At 38.2% G+C, this 19,423-nt stretch carries 6 protein-coding genes and 7 pseudogenes; 7 read left to right on the forward strand and 6 right to left on the reverse strand.

Features of this window, described 5'->3' with window-relative positions; all coding sequences use genetic code 11:
* Positions 1 to 90: 90 nt before the first annotated feature.
* On the reverse strand, positions 91 to 723 hold the full coding sequence (locus NBRC111893_RS01950; protein WP_125007786.1) for a histidine phosphatase family protein: 633 nt from the start codon (positions 721 to 723) through the stop codon (positions 91 to 93).
* A gap of 72 nt (positions 724 to 795) precedes the next feature.
* Positions 796 to 2,183, reverse strand: a pseudogene (locus NBRC111893_RS01955) (MFS transporter).
* A gap of 341 nt (positions 2,184 to 2,524) precedes the next feature.
* On the opposite strand from NBRC111893_RS01955, the pseudogene serC reads away from it, so the two are divergent.
* Positions 2,525 to 3,612 (forward strand): annotated as a pseudogene (gene serC, locus NBRC111893_RS01960) (3-phosphoserine/phosphohydroxythreonine transaminase).
* A 2-nt stretch (positions 3,613 to 3,614) separates the two neighbouring features.
* Positions 3,615 to 4,781: a phosphoglycerate dehydrogenase gene (locus tag NBRC111893_RS01965; RefSeq protein ID WP_125007787.1), complete on the forward strand. Its 1,167-nt coding sequence runs from the start codon at positions 3,615 to 3,617 to the stop codon at positions 4,779 to 4,781.
* Positions 4,782 to 4,819: 38 nt separating this feature from the next.
* Here the strand turns inward: NBRC111893_RS01965 and pyrC are convergent, their stop codons facing one another.
* Both pyrC and NBRC111893_RS01975 read right to left on the reverse strand, forming a co-directional pair.
* Positions 4,820 to 6,088, reverse strand: a complete 1,269-nt coding sequence (pyrC, locus tag NBRC111893_RS01970) for a dihydroorotase (protein ID WP_125007788.1) — start codon at positions 6,086 to 6,088, stop codon at positions 4,820 to 4,822.
* 5 nt (positions 6,089 to 6,093) lie between these two features.
* A pseudogene (locus tag NBRC111893_RS01975) lies at positions 6,094 to 7,031 on the reverse strand (aspartate carbamoyltransferase catalytic subunit).
* 561 nt (positions 7,032 to 7,592) lie between these two features.
* Here NBRC111893_RS01975 and NBRC111893_RS01980 point away from each other — a divergent pair.
* The 5 genes and pseudogenes from NBRC111893_RS01980 to NBRC111893_RS02000 all read left to right on the forward strand — a co-directional run bounded on the left by NBRC111893_RS01980 (position 7,593) and on the right by NBRC111893_RS02000 (position 16,281).
* Positions 7,593 to 8,645, forward strand: a complete 1,053-nt coding sequence (locus tag NBRC111893_RS01980; protein WP_125007789.1) for a carbamoyl phosphate synthase small subunit — start codon at positions 7,593 to 7,595, stop codon at positions 8,643 to 8,645.
* Positions 8,638 to 11,710: pseudogene (gene carB / locus NBRC111893_RS01985) on the forward strand (carbamoyl-phosphate synthase large subunit). The gene NBRC111893_RS01980 and the pseudogene carB overlap by 8 nt, the downstream one beginning before the upstream one ends.
* Before the next feature lie 251 nt (positions 11,711 to 11,961).
* The gene (locus tag NBRC111893_RS01990; protein WP_125007790.1) at positions 11,962 to 13,011 is read left to right on the forward strand and encodes a SufD family Fe-S cluster assembly protein; all 1,050 of its coding nucleotides are present in this window, start codon (positions 11,962 to 11,964) and stop codon (positions 13,009 to 13,011) included.
* 357 nt (positions 13,012 to 13,368) lie between these two features.
* Positions 13,369 to 14,228 (forward strand): annotated as a pseudogene (locus tag NBRC111893_RS01995) (DegV family protein).
* Between the two features lie 212 nt (positions 14,229 to 14,440).
* Positions 14,441 to 16,281 (forward strand): annotated as a pseudogene (locus NBRC111893_RS02000) (hypothetical protein).
* Between the two features lie 45 nt (positions 16,282 to 16,326).
* Here the strand turns inward: NBRC111893_RS02000 and NBRC111893_RS02005 are convergent.
* Entirely contained in the window at positions 16,327 to 17,832 is a 1,506-nt protein-coding gene (locus tag NBRC111893_RS02005) for an MFS transporter (protein WP_125007791.1), read from the reverse strand.
* A 129-nt stretch (positions 17,833 to 17,961) separates the two neighbouring features.
* Positions 17,962 to 19,349 (reverse strand): annotated as a pseudogene (locus tag NBRC111893_RS10980) (C69 family dipeptidase).
* Between the last annotated feature and the right edge of the window lie 74 nt (positions 19,350 to 19,423).

The raw sequence follows: 19,423 nt of genomic DNA on the forward strand, positions 1-19,423 counted from the left end.
TGCAGTTTCCCCTTTCGTCTACTTATTTGAATTAAGAATAACCAAAACTATTTTAAATGTCAATTTTATTTTATAAACTGATGGCCATATTTATTTATACTCATCCCGAGAAATCCGATTAAAGTATCTAACATAATAATTTTCATTAGTTTCATCATACGTGATTTTAGTCACGCTGCAATTCGCTGGTTCTTCAATTGACATCAAATCGTCATCATTATTGGTGGCTGCAAGGACAGCAGCTTTTACTGTAAATCCATGAGTAACAACAATTAGGTTACCAGTCGGAAACTGCTTTGCATAATCCATCATAAATTGTTTAACCCGATAGATAACTTGCTGGAAAGTTTCCCCATTTGCAATCGCTGCGTATGCTGGTAAGACATCATTCAATACCGGATCAAATAAATCTGGAAAGTTTGATTGTAATGATGCATTAGTTTGACCGTCCCAGTCACCATAAGAAATTTCCAGTAATCGATCATCAGTCACCACTTCCAAGTTTGCGGCTTGGTTTAATATATTTGCAGTATCTATTGTTCGTTGAAGCGGACTAGCGATTACCAAATCAGCAAAACTTATCTCAAAGTGGTCATGCAATTGATTTGCCTGTTGCCGACCAACATCGTTTAAATTAGTAATTTCAGTATTAACAATCCCCTGTTTTAACCCTGCTTTGTTAGCAGCGGTTTGACCATGACGAACAAAATAAAAATTAGTCATTGGACACCTCCAGATATCTTCTAGCCTAATTCTGCTGGATATTCTGATATTGGTCAAGTAATGTTTACGAATTTAAACTTCACTCGGAACTTTGAATAATTTAAAATACACAACAAAGTTAATCATTGTTAACCCCAGGACCAATCCAAATGCCAATTGACTACCTAAACCGATATTTTGTACGGAGGTATTGCCAGTAATATGAACTCCAGTCATTAATGCAGCCATAATCGTCGTCCCGACCGATCCAGCTAATTGCTGGCCAGTATTATAAATTGCATTAGCATCATTTCTGAGCTGTTGGTTCATTACCTTTAGTCCATAAGTCATCGTGTTTCCATAAGCCATTGACCGGCCAATACTAAAAATCAGATATAGCATCACAATTATTGGAATGGTCATCTGCACACCTAAAATCAGCATGGCCAACATCGAAATCGCAACTAATGAATTACCAAGATATAGCGGTAGTTTACCGCCGAAATGATCAAGTAGATATCCATAAAATGGCTGACCAAAACCATTAAAAATACTCCCTGGTAGCAAAATTAAGCCACCAATTAATGAACTTGAGTGATTTACCAATTGAGCATAGTTGGGCAATAAAAAGTTAATTCCAATGTTACTCATCTGCAAAAAGATGTATGGAAAGAAACTCAACGTAAAAATCGTGTCTTTAAAAATTCCGAGGTTAAATAAAGCTTTCATGCTGTGCTTCGATTGCTTATAAAAAATCCCAAACATCACAATTGCGATTACCCACAAAACCGCAAACTTAATTATCCCATTTGCGCTCATGGCAAGATTCAATCCTAAAATCACCGCAATAATTCCAATTGACAAGACTCCGAATCTGGCCCAGTCAAATTCAATTTTAGTAGTTGGAGAATACTGCTCAATTACTCTTCTACCTATAAACAAAGCAATCAATGCAATGGGCAACGTTGACCAAAAAATTAATCGCCAATCTGAAATATAAACCATCAGTCCACCAAACGATGGTCCAACTGCTGGGGCAATCAATACAATCATACTAGCAATTCCTAAATACACCCCAAGTTTTTTCGAGGGACAATTTCCAACATCACATTAGTCATTAATGGCCCAGAGATTCCCACACACCCGGCTTGAACAATCCGGCCAAGTAACAATAGCCAAAAATTGGGAGCAAAGATACACATTAAATCACCAATAATATATAGACCAGAAGCTGCTGTAAATAGCGTCACGTTTTTAAATCGCCGCTTTAAGAATGCCGAGGTAATCATAATCAATGCTACCGTCAGTAAATAACCGGTCGTTACCCATTGAACAGTATTCATATCAACATCATATGTTTTCATCAATGCCGGAAATGTCACATTCATCGACGTCTCGGTCAACACCCCAATAAATGTGACTGTCGCAATCACAGCAATGGCTAAGAAAGACTTTCTGGTAAGCCTGGGTTCACTGTTCATCAATTTTAAAGCCTCCTAAATTTATGATTATTCGTTTGCTCTGTATTTTTATTCAAATTCCAAAATCATGAATTTCTTAGTTGCAATTTAAATTAAAGTTTGGTAAGTTTTATGTATACTAAATGAGGAGGACGTCACATGTTAATTAATCCATTACAAAACTTAATCTCATCCTCCTGGTCCACTCAATAATCTATGTGGGCTTAATTTTGGTTGCAAAACACAAAATCAACGGTCTCGCGTAGGTTATTAAATTAACTTCTGCGGGACCACTAACATGACAAGTGGGTCTCACAGAAAATCTGTGAGGCCCTTTTTATTTTACCTAAGGAGTGGAAATGATGAAGATTTACAATTATGCTGCAGGACCAGCCAAGTTACCTGACCAAGTTATTAACCAAATCCAGGAGGAACTCCCTTCTGTGCATGGATCTGGAATGAGTATCCTTGAGATTTCTCATCGTTCCGCTCTGTTTGAAAATATTCTCGCTGACGCCCAACAAGACCTTCGAGAATTGATGGGCATCCCCGATAACTACCACGTGCTCTTTTTCCAAGGTGGTGGAACCGGTCAATTTGCGGCCGCACCCCTAAACCTAGCAACTAACCACCGCAAAATTGCTCTCTTAGATAGTGGCCACTGGGCTACTCGAGCTGGTGATGAAGCCACTAAGCTTGGATTTTCAGTCGATACATTGGCCTCAACCAAGGATAACCACTATCAATCACTTCCCCATCTGGACGATAAACAAGATTTAAGTGGTTATGACTATCTTCACTTAACCATGAATAACACGATTGAAGGTACAGCATACCATCAGCCGGAACTGCCAAGTAACACAGAGTTAGTTGCTGATATGTCATCTAACTTCTTAGCAGAAACCTATAATGTAGCCGACTTTGGCTTAATTTTTGCAGGTGCGCAAAAAATCTCGGTCCGGCTGGGGTGACGGTAGTAATAGTCCGCGATGACTTAGTTCATGAAGTTAAAAATGTGCCTAGCATCTTAGATTACAATCTATTTGTAAAGAAAAATTCACTATACAATACCCCACCAGTTTTTCCAATCTACGCTGCCGGTTTAGTCCTTAAGTGGCTTAAGGACCTCGGTGGCATTTCAGAAATGCAGAAAATCAATGAACAAAAATCAAAATTACTATATGATTTTCTCGATCAATCAAACCTGTTCACTAACCATATTACTCCTAGTGACCGGTCACTAACCAATATTCCATTCACAACTGGCGATGACCAGCTAGACGCACAAGTCATCAGCTCAGCGACCGAACATGGCTTAATGAGCCTAAAAGGACATCGAAGTGTTGGCGGTCTTAGGGCCAGTCTATATAATGCAATGCCACTTGAAGGGGCAAATGCCCTAGTTGAATTTTTAGCAGACTTTGAACAGCACCACAAAGGGGGACATTAATTATGTATCAAATCAAAACTTTTAACGCAATTGCTCCAGAAGGCCTTGCGATTTTCAATAATCACTATGAAATCAATAAAACTGAAGACGCAGATGCTTACCTAATTCGATCAGTCGATTTACACGACCATGAATTCCCTAAGAATTTAAAAGTCATTGCCCGGGCAGGAGCTGGCTTTAATAACATCCCATTGGACAGAGCTACGAACCATGGAATTGCAGTCTTCACGACCCCTGGAAGTAACGCCAATGCGGTTAAAGAAGTTGTCATTGCAATGTTGATTGCTGCATCTCGAAATCTTTTCGCAGCTGCCGCTTACTCGGCCAAAAATAGTGGGGCTGATATTTCGCTTAGAGCTGAAAAAGACAAAACTAAATTTAACGGTGAAGAATTAACTGGTAAAACACTAGCTGTTATTGGAGTTGGCCACGTTGGGTCACTAGTAGCCAATGCTGCAAATGCCCTTGGCATGAAGGTTATCGGTTATGATCCATACCTATCAGCCGATGCCGCATGGCAAATATCAATGGCAATCAATCGAGCAAACACTTTCAATGATGCCATCAAGGATGCCGATTTTGTCACTATCCACGTACCAAAAAATTCAGAGACCACTGGCATGATAAACACCCAAACAATCGCGGCAATGAAGCCAGGAGCCACATTACTAAACTTTGCTCGTGGTGGCATTGTTGACAACGAAGCCGCCATTGATGCTTTAAATACCGGCCAATTGACTTCATACATGACTGACTTTGGCGACGATGTTCTATTAGATCGAGATGACGTCGTAATTACTCCCCATATTGGTGGATCAACTGCTGAAGCTGAGGTGAACGGTGCCACCAAAGGAGCCACTACGATTATTGACTATTTAGAAACTGGTAACGTTCACGATTCTGTTAACTTACCAAGCCTAGCAGTCCCTTTTAACACAGAATACCGAATCACTATTATCCATGAAAACATCCCTAACATGGTTGGTCAAATTACAACCGCATTAGCCAACGAAAATATTAATATCGAGAGCATGTCAAATGCGGCAAGAGATAAAGTTGCTTACACCATTATCGATACCAATCATCTTCAAACTAAACAAGTTGATGAGCTGGTAACTGAGTTAGATAAAATCAGCTCAGTTTATCGAACCCGAGTAATTGAAAAATAAATAAAAAACGAGAACTGCGATTACTGCAGTTCTCGTTTTTATTGATATACCACCTGGCCATCAACCATTGTTAATACAGTTTGGCCGAATACTTTCTCACCGATAAAGGGTGAATTTTTACCTTTAGAAGCAAATTCGGTTACCTTAATTTCGCCTTCATGATTTAAATCAAATACTGCAATATCTGCAGGCAATCCAACTGCCAGCTTGCCTGCCGTCGCTAATTTAAATACTTGGGCTGGTCTAAGCGCCATCCAATTAATTAACTGTCCGAGAGTAAAAATACCAGTTCTAACAAAGTACGTGTACAACATTGAAAATGCCGTTTCACTGCCAGTGATTCCAAATGGTGCATCACTAATTGGCTGCTTCTTCTGCTCATAAGTATGAGGCGCATGATCCGTCGCAATCATATCAATGGTGCCGTCAAGCAATCCACCAATTAAAGCTTGGCGGTCGCTTTGACTTCTTAACGGTGGATTCATCTTAAATAATGAATTATCTTCTATAATGTTATCTTCCGTTAGTAGCAAATGATGCGGCGTTACTTCGCAAGTTACGTTAACGCCCCGCCGCTTGGCTTCTCTGATAATTTCAACTGTGTGTTTGGAAGAAACATGGCACACATGATAGTGAACCCCAGTAGCTTCAGCTAGCGTTAAATCTCGCGCAACTTGGGCGGTCTCACTAACCCAAGGAATTGGTTTTACCCCGATCCTTTGAGCGGCTTCTTCAGCCAAGGCGCCATTAGCTGACAATGAACTATCCTCAACGTGGGCCACTAAACTCATGCCTAGCTTGGCGATTTCCTGCATTGCTTGATACATAGTTTCACTAGTCTGAATTCCGCTACCATCATTGGAAAAGGCAAAGGCGCCTGCTTGTTTCAAACCTGTAAAGTCAACCAGTTGATTCCCACGACGATTTTCGGTAATTGTTGCATATTGTAGGACCTTAATTAGCCCTTTATCTTTATTCAATTTAATTTGGTCAGTTAAGTGTTCCACCGTATCTGGAGTTGGGTCTAAATTAGGCATTGCCCCAACCGTGGTATAGCCGCCATGAGCTGCCGCCATCGTTCCAGTTCTAATGGTTTCTTTATCATTAAAACCAGGTTCCCGATAATGGACATGGACATCTACTAGCCCTGGAGAAACAAATTTGCCTTCAACATCAATCGCTTGATCAGCGTCAACCACTTGATCCGGCATGGTAATTGCAGTAACCAACCCATTTTCGATTAACACATTTTGAGAAATCAACTGGTCATCAACTAATAATTTTCCATGAGCAATCAGAGTTTTCATTTGGCCTACTCCTCAATCAATCCACGGTATCTAAGCATACTTGCTAGAATCGCCATTCGGATAAATACGCCATTTGTCATTTGGGCAAAGATTCGAGAACGGTCACATTCAACTAACTCATCAGCAATTTCCACATCCCGATTAACTGGTGCCGGGTGCATAATAATTGCCGAATCTTTCATTCGGCTTTCTCTTTGGTGAGTTAATCCATACATTTCATGATATTTTTCATCGGAAAACGTGCCATTTTCGTTGTCAGCTAGCCGTTCATGCTGAACTCTTAGAAACATCATAACGTCCATCTCAGCAACTAGTTCATCAATTTCATGCCATTCGCCATATTCCGCGAAGTCTTGATTAAACCACTTTTGAGGACCACCAAAATATACCTTGGCTCCTAATTTATTGAGAACTTCCATGTTTGACCGAGCGACCCGCGAGTGAGCCAAGTCACCAACAATGGCGACTTTCAATCCTTTGAAATAACCAAATTCTTCATAAATGGTCATCATATCTAGCAATGATTGCGATGGATGTTGGCCAGAACCATCACCACCATTGGCAATCCCAACGTGAACGTTCGCATCTTCAATCAAGTCTTTGTAGTATTCATTCTTACGGTCCCGAATGGCAACTAAATCCACGCCAATTGCCTGCATGGTTTTACCGTATCAGCCATCGATTCACCTTTACTGAGTGAGCTGCTTGCTGGATCAAAGTTGACCACATTAAGGCCTAACTTTCTTTCAGCCATCTCAAAACTCGTATGAGTTCGGGTACTATTTTCAAAAAACATGTTGGTTGCATAAACTGGTCTAGTTAATGATACCTGTTTGCCTGCTTTGAATTCAGAAGCTTCTCTAATAAATTCCAAAACATCGGCAGCACTTAAATCTTCCATGCTTAACACATTCTCAAAACTAAGGGTGTTGGTCATTTCCATCATGGTAAATTCCTCCTAAAAGTGGCTAGCCGTGCTTGCAAAGCGCCTAATCTAGGTTTCACCCGTAGTATTAATTGCGTTTGCTCTCACGGGAGCAAATTAACTTATATTTAATTCCAAAAGAAAACAGCCTCTTTACCGACCGTGGGTAAAAAGGCTGTTTTTTACACGGAACATAACGGTCCCGTTGCAATAAAACTTTAGCTGCGATCCTTTTTAACCTCACGGGGTTATTTTTAAAGGCAATTAACTTTACAAGAATATTATTATACTTCAGCTAATAACACAACCCCTAAAAATATTTTTTGACCTGTTTATTTATCCAAAATTAATTTGTGATAACTTTCCTCAAAAATAATATAAGAATATCCCTTGCAAATAATCACTTTTGACGGAAATCGACATTATAATAATTATGCACATATATTTATAAATAACGTATATTTTTCCATTTTTAACATAATTTTCGTATATTTAATCTTGACAAAGTCTAAGCATCAATTTATCTTTGATAATCAAATACTCAAACTAGATACGGACGATACTTCAGGAGGTTAGAAAATGAAAAAATATTTAACTTTGGCTGATGGGCAAACCTTTATTGGTGAAGCCCATGGAGATAAAACAGCAGAGATTGAAGGTGAACTAGTATTTACCACCAGCATGACTGGTTATCAAGAGACCATTACTGACCCATCCTATGATGGACAGATCATCCTATTTACTTCACCTTTGATTGGTAATTACGGAGTTTCCGAAGGAATTAATCAATCAAGTTCCATTACTGCCCGGGCAGTCATCGTCCGAGAAATGACTGCCGAGGTATATCACTATCAAAGTAAAACAACTATGAATGATTTTCTTAAAGCTGCCGGGGTTCCCGCAATCAGTGGCATTGATACTCGCCATCTGACCAAAATCATTCGTCATTTTGGTACGATGAATGCTAGTTTAACTAATCAACCTGTTAGTTATGAACAAATCGCAAACCTCTCAGAAACCAGTGGTTTCCGAACAAATATCACTCCAAGTTCATCGAATCGTCCCGTTGTGGTAATAGATTTCGGGGTTAAAAATAATATCGTAAAATTACTTCAGGCGCAAAACGTTCCAACTACAGTCGTCTCGCCTAATTCAACATTAGCAGATATCAAGGCATTAGAACCATCCGGAATTCTATTATCTAATGGACCTGGCGATCCAACTGACTACACCGAATTGTTGCCAACTATTCAGGCCCTGCAGGAAAAGTACCCGATCTTTGGAATCTGTCTCGGCCACCAATTGTTGGCGCTCGCTAATGGTGCAACTACTTACAAGTTGCCATTTGGTCATCGCGGAATTAACCACCCAGTCAAAGATTTAACAACCGGCAACATTTTTATTACTTCTCAAAATCATGGTTATGCCGTCGATGTGGATTCACTAGCCAATACGCCACTTGAATTAACCGCAGAGGACGTTAACGACAAAACGTGTGAAGGTCTCCAATATCCTGGAAAACCAGTCTTTTCAGTTCAATTTCACCCCGAAGCCGCACCAGGACCTCACGAAGCTACAAAATTATTCAATAAATTTGTAAATTACGTCCATGGAGGAACTACTAATGCCTAAAAGAACAGATATTCACAAAATTATTATTATTGGTTCTGGTCCTATCGTAATCGGTCAGGCAGCAGAATTTGATTATTCTGGTAGTCAAGCCTGTCTTAGCTTACGTGAAGAAGGTTATGAAGTGATCCTAGTTAATTCTAATCCGGCCACAATTATGACTGACGATGAGATTGCCGATAAGGTTTATCTTGAACCCCTCACCGTTGATAGCTTAAAAGGCATCATTACCAAAGAAAATCCTGATGCAATCCTACCAACTTTAGGCGGGCAAACTGGCCTTAACTTAGCAGTTGAGCTTAGCAATGACGGGATTCTCAATAAATATCACGTTGAATTACTAGGGACTAGTATTGAAACAATTAATCAGGCTGAAGATCGCGAAGCATTTAAAAATTTAATGAACGAATTAAATCAACCAGTTCCAGCATCTTTAACCGTCTATGATGTCCAATCAGGATTGGACTTTGCATCCGAAATTGGCTATCCAGTTATTGTAAGACCAGCTTACACGCTCGGTGGATCTGGTGGTGGAATTGCAAATAACGCAAACCAAATGGAAACTATCTTAAATCGTGGCTTAAGCCTTTCGCCAACAACAGAGTGTCTGATTGAACAAAGTATTGCAGGCTATAAAGAAATTGAATTTGAAGTCATGCGTGACAATCATGGAAGTTCCATTATTGTCACCGGAATGGAAAATTTCGATCCAGTTGGCATTCACACTGGTGATTCCATCGTCTTCGCACCAAGTCAAACACTAACCGATCAAGAATATCAGCGCCTTCGTGACGCAGCATTAACCATCGTTAATGCTCTAAAAATCGCCGGTGGCTGTAACGTTCAATTGGCTCAAGATCCTAACAGCGAGGCTTATTATGTAATCGAAGTTAATCCAAGAGTAAGTAGGTCTTCCGCATTGGCTGCTAAGGCAACTGGATATCCAATTGCTAAGATTGCTGCCAAAATTGCCGTTGGCTTATGCTTAGATGAAATTACTAATCCAATCACCCAAACGACCTTTGCAATGTTTGAACCGTCCCTTGATTATGTTGTTGCAAAAATTCCTCGTTTTGCCTTTGATAAATTTCCTGATGCTGACAATACTTTAGGCACCCAGATGAAAGCCACCGGGGGAAGTTATGGCTATTGGAACATCGATTGAAGAGGCCTTAATTAAAGCAGTTAGCTCATTAGAGCTAGGTAGTGAATTGCAAGTCAACTTAATCTCACCATCAGACACTCATAATCCAATGGACCAATTACTCAACGAAATCAGTAGGCCGACCGACGACCGATTATTCAAGATTTTAACTGCTTTAGGCAGAGGAGCATCTATTGACTCTATCCACAATGCGACTAAAGTTGATAAATTTTTCTTAGCTAAACTTGCTCATGTCATTGTCTTACAGAAAGAATTAAGCAGTGGCTTACTAACATCCCAGTTAGTTGAACGAGCTAGAAAAGCTGGCTTTACAAACTCCATGATTCAAACTCAACATCAGGCAACGGATAAGGAAATTGCCAAACTAGATAGCATGGCTAATCAGCATAAAGTCTATAAAATGGTTGATACCTGCGCAGCTGAATTCGACAGCGCCACTCCATATTTTTATAGTACGGTCGGCACTGAAAATGAAAGTCAACCTCTAGGAAACAGTATTTTGGTTATTGGTTCTGGTCCAATCAGAATTGGCCAAGGTGTCGAATTCGACTACGCTACCGTTCACTGTATCAAAGCAATCCAAGCAGCCGGATATAAAGCAATTATCATAAATAATAACCCCGAGACGGTTTCCACTGATTTCTCAATTTCAGACAAATTGTACTTCGAGCCTTTGACCATTGACCATGTGATGGACGTCATTAATCTCGAAAAACCACTTGGCGTAATTGTGGAATTTGGAGGACAAACTGCCATTAACTTAACTGAAAAATTAACCCAACGTGGGGTTAAAATTCTTGGCACTTCAATCTATGGAATTAATCAGACTGAGAATCGTCATGGATTTGAGGAACTATTACTTAATCAAGATATCGCTCATCCAGATGGGATGACTGCAATGTCACTTGTTGAAGCTCATAAAATTGCTGATCAAATCGGTTATCCCGTATTAGTAAGACCCAGTTTTGTACTAGGTGGCCGAGGAATGGCAATCGTCAATGATGAAAGTGAATTAAATGATTATCTCAAACCAGCGATTAAAGCCAGTCACGGCAACCCAATCTTGATTGATAAATACATTCATGGAATTGAGTGTGAAGTGGATATTTTAAGTGATGGTAAATCTGTGCTAGTGCCAGGAATTATGGAACATCTCGAAGGCTCTGGTGTCCACTCAGGAGATTCAATTGCCGTGTATCCACCACAACACTTAACCGATGATCAGAAGCAACAAATTGTCGAAATTGCTACTAAAATCGGCCTATCCGTACATGCAATTGGAATGATGAATATTCAGTTCATTGTCGCCGATCAAGTCTATGTCATTGAGGTAAATCCCCGCGCCTCAAGAACCGTGCCGTTTATGAGTAAAGTTACTAAAATGCACTTAGCTCAATTTGCTACTCAGCTAATTTTGGGAAAAACGCTTGCTGAGCTAGATTTAACCCCCGGATTATATCCTGAATCAAACCGGATCTTTGTTAAGGCTCCTGTATTCTCATTTGCTAAATTAACCGGTGCTCCAACAACCTTGAATCCAGAAATGAAATCAACTGGTGAAAATATCGGTTCTGGTGACAACTTTTTAGAGGCTTATCACAAAGCATTGCTAGACAGCTATCACTATAACTATCATAACCAGTCACAATACGTCGTTATTTCAGAAACTGACTATAACAACTCCGAAACGGTTGCCGAATTGAAAAATAATGGCTTCACCGTCATCAAATACTCATCTGAATTTGATTGGTCAATTGCACCCGCATTTTCATTAGTAACTGCTGATAATCTTAATGGTAAAATTCTTGCTAATGCCGCTTTAAGTCACCAAATTCCGCTATTTACATCATTTGACACTATCAAACCTTTAGTTAATCAAAGCGTGTCAGTTAATATTTATTAATCTCAAAAGAGCAGTGAATAGGACTAATATCCCATTCACTGCTCTTTTTATATATACAATATATTGTATATAATCATTTATCATCTACAATATATTGTTGAATTATTTAAAATAAACCGCTAAAATAGTCTGTAATACACTTATTAAAATGCATATAGATTTTAGTCAGGAAGGACATGGGTGATTAATAATGCAAGAACTTTCATCACTGGCAAACCAAGCTGGAAAGAAATAATAAAGCGCATAAAGAAATGGAAATTGATTACACTACCTCCCTATTCGATTGGCAAGATATTAATAATTCTGAATGGCAATGGAATGCTGGCCAAACGGCCTTGGCTGAATTAACTGCTAAGGGTGGGAATATTCAATCATTTTCAAGTAAATCCATCACCCCATCTGAACTAAAATCGTTAACATCCCAAATGGAAACTAATAATGATAACGACTTACTGTTAAATCATTTTAAACACAATATCGACGGGATTATCATCTCAATTCCTGATGACACCATTATTGAAGAACCACTTAACTTAACAATTGACGCTGCTGCTAACCGAGCAGTGGCCCTGACATTAATTCTAAATGTTGGTACTAATAGCCAAATTGCTATCAATGAACGAATTAACATCTCTGGTAAAGTCCAACAAGCCAGCATTGATCTTACTGGAACACTCGCTCGTAGTAGTAACGTTAATGTTTCAACCATTCTAACTTCATTATCAGAAAGTAAATTATTTGTCTTTAGTGACCAACATGTTCAGCAAGACGCTAATTTGAAGTGGACCTACTTCTCTTCTTGCCGAGGTAATGTCATTGGAGATTTAACAACTCATTTGGACGAACCTCGAGCTACATCTAAGTTCTATGGATTACAAATCGCCCACGCTAGCGACAAAATCAATCTTAAGATTACTGGGCATCATCGAGCTCGTAACACTAATTCCACCATTAATATGCGTGGCGTGCTCCTTAATCAAGCTAACTTTGATTTCACTGGAATTAATCAAATTGATAAACACGCCACTAATTCTGATGTTCAATTAGATAGCCGACTATTAACCGTTAGCAATGATGCCTTAGGTTCAGTTAGTCCAATATTAAGAAAATCTGAAACTAATGTTACCACTAGTCAAACATCCTCAGTTGCTTCACTAGATGATGAACAGATTGCTGACTTACTAGAAAATGGTATCTCACGTGATAAAGCTAAACAAACATTAATCAATGGTTTTATTGCTCCAATAGTTCATCAATTACCTATTGAAGCCGTTGGCATTGTTCACCATTATTTTGAATAATAAAAAGAACGCGTTGGTTTACACAATATAAACTAATGCGTTCTTTTCAATTCATGCTTAAATAATACACCAACTACATGGAGCATTTTCATCGTGGTTTTTATTATCCGGTTTTGGCGCCTATTATTTATCTAATGGAATTCGCGGCTCATCTTTTTAAAATTGAATTTAAGTAGTTTTCAGCCGGGAATGAAAAAGATTTCAATAAAAACCATTTAATTAACAAGTTTTCATATATAAATAGCATATTTTTCATCAGTTTTCATAAAAATGGATATTCAATCGTAAATGACCTTTAGTATGTCTATGCTATACTATTGATAACGCCTAACATTAATATTAAAGAGGAATTATCCAATGGGAAAAATTGCAATTGTTACTGATAGTACATCCGCTATCAGTCAAGCAGAAGCTGCTGATTTAGGAGATGTTTTCGTCGTGCCAATTACCGTTAACATTAACGGCCAAAGCTACCGCGAAGGAATCGATATTACTAATAAACAGTTCTACGACACCCTTGCTACATTAAAAAACTACCAACAACCGCACCACCGACTCCGCAAGAAATGCTTAACGAGTATGATAAGCTGGTTGAGGATGGCTATGATGAAATTTTCAGTATTCATCTGACTAGTGGAATTACTGGATTCGTTAACAACCTGAAAATGATTACCAAGGATTACAGCAAAGCGACCATCCATGTTTATGATTCGCATGTGACGGTGCAAGCACTAGGTTACATGGTGAAATACGCTGCCAAACTAGCTAATGAAAGCCTTCCGGGTTCTGAAATTATTGATAAACTAAATGAAATGCGAGACTCGCTTGATGAATATTTTGTCGTAAATGATCTCAAAAATTTAGTCGTCGGTGGTCGGTTAACTAATGCTGCTGCATTTGCTGGAAGTTTATTAAAAATAAAACCAGTTTTAACTCTTAATGAAAAATACAGTATTGTTGCAATTGATAAAATTCGTACATTAAAAAAGGCTCGTGCCTATATTGAAGATAAATTCAAAGCAGCCTACGAAAAATCTGACTTTCCATTACACGTTCTACTTACAGGAACCAATAACCAAGAATCAATCGATGAGTGGAAAGCCGAGATGGTTACTAAGTATCCAAATGCAACATTTGAAAGTGGTCAAATTGGACCAGTTGTGGGCACTCACATTGGTTCTGATGCCTTTGTTATTCTTTGGTTAAAGCAATTCTAAATTTCAGCTGATTCACTTGATTTTTATCTAAAAAGAACTCTAAGTTTACAATTATTTGTAGCTATGGGGTTCTTTTTATTTTGCTATTATCCGTGATTATTTATAGGCATCAAGGGACGTAACAAACTATGAGTTCGCTTGCATACTTATTAATTCTTTTTAAGTTATAATTAGTGTAGGTATCGAATATTTTTTCAATGAGGGAGATTTAAATGCTTAGTTACTTTGCACTTATTACACTGGTTAAATTATCAGGATTATTAATCCCATTAATTTGGTTTTTAATCATTGCTGATAGACGTGGTCGCACGATTGGTTTAACGTTGGTACTTCTACTATTTATCGTTAGTCTTATTAACACTTATTTTAACTTACCAGACTTAGCTTATCCTGCTCTGATTGACGGTTGGTTAAGCTGGTTAATTGGCGGGCTAATCTTAGTCATGGTCCTTCAAAGAATGTTTTATTCTAATAAACCAAGTCGATCCGGCAATGATGATGGCTTTTTGCCCAAATCATTAACCGCACAACTGATGCTTTCGGTTGGGCCGGACGAATTGTACTGGCAATTGCCTCTGCACTATTAATCTTTATTGTGCTTACTGGAATATCAAGCGTGGTTACGCAAATGAACCCCGCTCCTTCAGTAAATTCAATCAAAACTGATTTAAATAATGACGCTAGTAATGCGCCAATGCCAGTCATTAAGGGTGGTGATGACACGCCAGTTGTTAACGCTCCGCAAACGATTTCCACTGATATGAATAACTCATTAAACAGTTTTAAAAATTCTAACGTGTATGATTTAAATCACATGCGAGTACAAATGTATCAAAACAAGATGGTCTACGTTGCTCCAGTTGAATTCTCAGGTGGTTTCTGGCGCTACATCCACTATCAACAAGTTCCCGGTTACTTTATGACTAATGCGACTGACAAGAATGCCGATCCTAAATTTGTTAAAAAACCGATGAAATACACTCCAAGTGCCTACTTCAATAATGATGCTGATCGGAGAATCAGTGCCCACTCGTTAGGTTATTCAATGGTGGGTAGCACTTCTCAACTAGAAGTTGACGATAAGGGAACGCCATACTACGTTCGCACATTGGCAAAGCCAATCTCATATATTAATCGGAACTATGATTACAAACACTTCAAAGTTGCCGTATTAAACACAATCACCGGAAAAGTTAATGTCTATTCACCAAATAAAATCCCTAAGTTTATTGATATTTCAGTATCCCCAGATTGGGTTGCTAAAGAAGTTTCAATGTTTGGTAAATATCGTAAAGGTTTCTGGAACGCTACCAGCTTTGGTGGTCATAACGACGTTATGAAACCAACCAAAGCCGGAACTGAAGGCGGTAATACTTTAACGCCTTATGCATATAAGGGCCGCGTCTACTACTTTACTGGAATGACTAGTATTAATTCACATCAAAGTTCAATTCTTGGTTATACCTTCGTAGATGCTAGTACCAACACCCTTCATTATTACAAAGAACATGGTAATGTAATGACACCTGAACGAGCAATTTCATACGCTGAACAGGACATTAATCCACAAAATTATAAAGGAACATTACCATTACTATATCGGATTGGCGGTAAGCCAACATGGGTAGTGTCAATGCTCGATCGCGAAAACAACTCGTTTATGAAATTCGTTTACTTGCTTGCGGATGGTAATAATCAATCAGGAACTTACGCAGTAGGGGATGATGCACAAAGTACCTTAGACTTGTTCAATCAACGGGTAGGAGCTAAAGTTACCCCTACTAAAGACAGCCAGGAACTAGCCAAAACCGTTAGTGGCAGTATCTACCGAATTATTAGAACCAATGATAACCAAACATTATTCATCTTACGAGGTGATCCTCAAGTATATAAAATTGATCCTAAAGACAACGACTTTAACCCACAGTTTTCATTTATTTCTGCGGGAGATAAGGTCAGCTTTAAGGCAACCTCGATCAGTGGCAGTAATGAATTAGCTACAGCTAAGGTAACTTTAAATACTTTCAAGGATTCATCGCTTAGCCAAAAATAATTACTATTACTAAAAAAACAAACCAGATAACTGGTTTCCGTTTTTTTATTTAGGCTGAGGCTTCACATATAGTGATCCCTTTAGTCTTATTTTTTCTCGTTCAAGTCCCTGGGCCCAAATATTAAGGACTCCAGCACACAACATGATAATCAAGGCAACCACCATAATATTATGCAGTCCAATGTGCAAGATGGTTTGCATTTGAGGTAACAAACTCTTAGGTAGTGTTTTGGCCGTTGATACATTTGATAATTGGTTCATCATCTTCATCGTAATTGTTCCACCAGAGTTCTTAACTCCAGTCCGTAAAGCATTATTTAAGATGATTCCAAAGATTGATGCTGTAAATGATTGGCTCAACATTCTAACTAGGAAGCTGAAAGACGTAGCCGCTGGAACATCCTTACTAATAGCATCCTGCTGAACTTTAACTTGTAATTCGTTGAAACAAGCTCCATTACCGAATCCTTCAAACGCTCCCGCGATTAACAAGAGCCAATATGGTGCGTGAATGCCACCAAATACCATCAGCATAAAACAAATTATTAGTGTAATTAATCCAAGGCCAACAACTTGTTGTGGCGTAATGTATTTTCTCAATGGTGCTACTGCACCCGATCCAATAAAGTCAGTAACTGAACCCGGAATTTGAGTCATCCCTCCAATCAAAGCAGAAGTTCCCAATAAACCTTGAGCCCACATGGGACTGTAGATTAAAAAGCCGATAAACGATCCCCAAACCAGTGCAAACGTAATAAAGTCAATTACTAATGATCTATTCTTAAATAATCGATTGGGAATAATTGGATCTTCAACCCGATTCTCAACTCTGAGCATAATTACCAATAACCCAATTGCAATGATAATCAGAACCCCAATCATCAAGTAGCTAGCATCACCTATCAATTCAATTGCTAATAGCAAACAGAAAAGACCAGCCGTCATTAACATTGCTCCAAGGTAATCTACCTTACTATTCTTTTCTACCAACTGGCTTGCATGATAGTAATACTGGATAACTATAATTGAGATGATCGCAATTGGGACATTGATATAAAATATCCAATGCCAATTAAAGGTATCAACAATATAACCGCCAACTAACGGTCCTAAGATGGTGGCCATACTATAACTTGCTGAAACAAATCCTAATACTTGCATTCGCTTACGGGGATTTTCATAGAGTTTTGAATAAATAATATATGGAACAGAAACCATCCCTCCATTCCCAATTCCCATCAGTGTTCTAGAGATAATTAACATCCACATGTTGCTAGAAAAACCTGATAAAAATGATCCTAATGCAAAAATTGCTACTGAAAGCTGATAACAACGCTTATTACCTATGTATTCCCCCAATTTACTCCACAACGGTGTACTAATTGCTGTTCCTAACAAAAATACTGATACTACCCAACCAATCAATTCAATTCCGTGTAAATCTGAAACAATTGCTGGCAAAGCAGTATTAATTATCGTATTATCCAATCCACTCATTGCATTTGACAGCAATAATGCACAAGTCACGATAATAACTTGTCGCTTTGTCATAACGCCACTTCTTTCCTAAAATAATCGTATTATTATAATGGTACATCAAAACGGGGTACATAAAAAAGAGCTAATTCATAAATTAGCTCTTTCCTAACAATTAAATGTATTAAACACATCCCATTTATATCATAAATCAGTATTTTGAACGATTGGTGTTTTAGTGGTAGAAACTTCTATAAGTAAATCATTTAATTTTTGGAACTCATTTTGAGCAATATTTGCATTCTCTTGATTTGCCCTTGTCAACATCTGTTGCAACTGCTCGGAATCATTAGTGCTTCGTGCTAGCTGATCATCAGCTTTAAGCCTAATACTAAGTTGATGATTGGTGCTTCTTTGTACAGGTCTAATATATTTTTTCACATATTCATTATAATATGGGTCTGCCAATGTTTTGGTTTCTTTATATGTCCAATAGGCAGAATTAGTATCATATTTATTAGTTCCTATCTTATATTGTTCAGGAGTATTATTTATATCTGTATAGAAAGGAACGAACACGCTTGTATCTGGAGATGCCATTGATAACCATTGAATTCCTGAAATCTCACTGGGAACATTTGGTCTGAATTGAATAATATGTGATTCCATATTCGTAGGCACATTAATTGGTCGATAATTGCCTGTCCATTTTCCAGTAGAATCATATTTAGTTCCATTGAAATGCAGCCCTAATACATGGCTAACTTTAGCAACACTAATTTTTTATCAGGTTTTAAAAACATCGAAAAACGTTTTTGCGTTTGGACTTTGTTTTTTACTTGGGGTTAAATATCTTTGACCATCCCAAACTCTTGGTCGATTATATTTGGCATCCATGCTATCGTTAGTTCCAAAGATATCAGCAAAATTTATGTTATTTCCTACTGATTTAACCAACTTATTCCGTTTAACAAAAGATTTCAAAGTATTAGAAACAAGATAATTGTTGCTATCATTAAAATTAATCTTACCTATCATCAATTGATTAGGAATAACGGCATACTTATTATCTGGAACTTTCACGGCTGCCCATTGATGCCCAGAACCAATTTCGAAATACCATATTTCATTTTTATCTGAAAAAATAATACCATCAGATTCGGCAGCACCTTTATCGGTGATAATTTCCCCTAAACGTTTACTCCTTCCTTGGCTGAATGAATAAAAGGTAATACAACATCAAGCATTGAGTCTTCGCTGATTCCATTCTTTATAAACGGATCCGCTCTTAAAACTTTTTTATTGGCCGTTGCAGATTCAGTTGCACTCATAGAAACATTACTTTGATTAATACCATCTTCTCCAAAAGTACCATCATTGTCAGTCCAATCTGGAGTTGATGTATATCTTTGTTGCTCTTCTGGCAAAGTTATTGAGAATTTATTCCCTTTAGAAACATATGAAGTAACTCCATTACTGGTACTTGGAGTCACCACAAATCTTTTGGTCCATGCCGTACGGGCATCTTCATTTCTAGCAATAATTGTTGATCCATCTGTACTAGCATTTTCCCAACTAACACTGTCGTGCATGCCTGAACTGATGCTATTGAAATAATCCCCAAACCAAAGGCAATGAATCCTATAAATAATTGCTTTATTATTTT

Source organism: Lentilactobacillus kosonis (assembly GCF_003864335.1).
Taxonomy (GTDB): domain Bacteria; phylum Bacillota; class Bacilli; order Lactobacillales; family Lactobacillaceae; genus Lentilactobacillus; species Lentilactobacillus kosonis.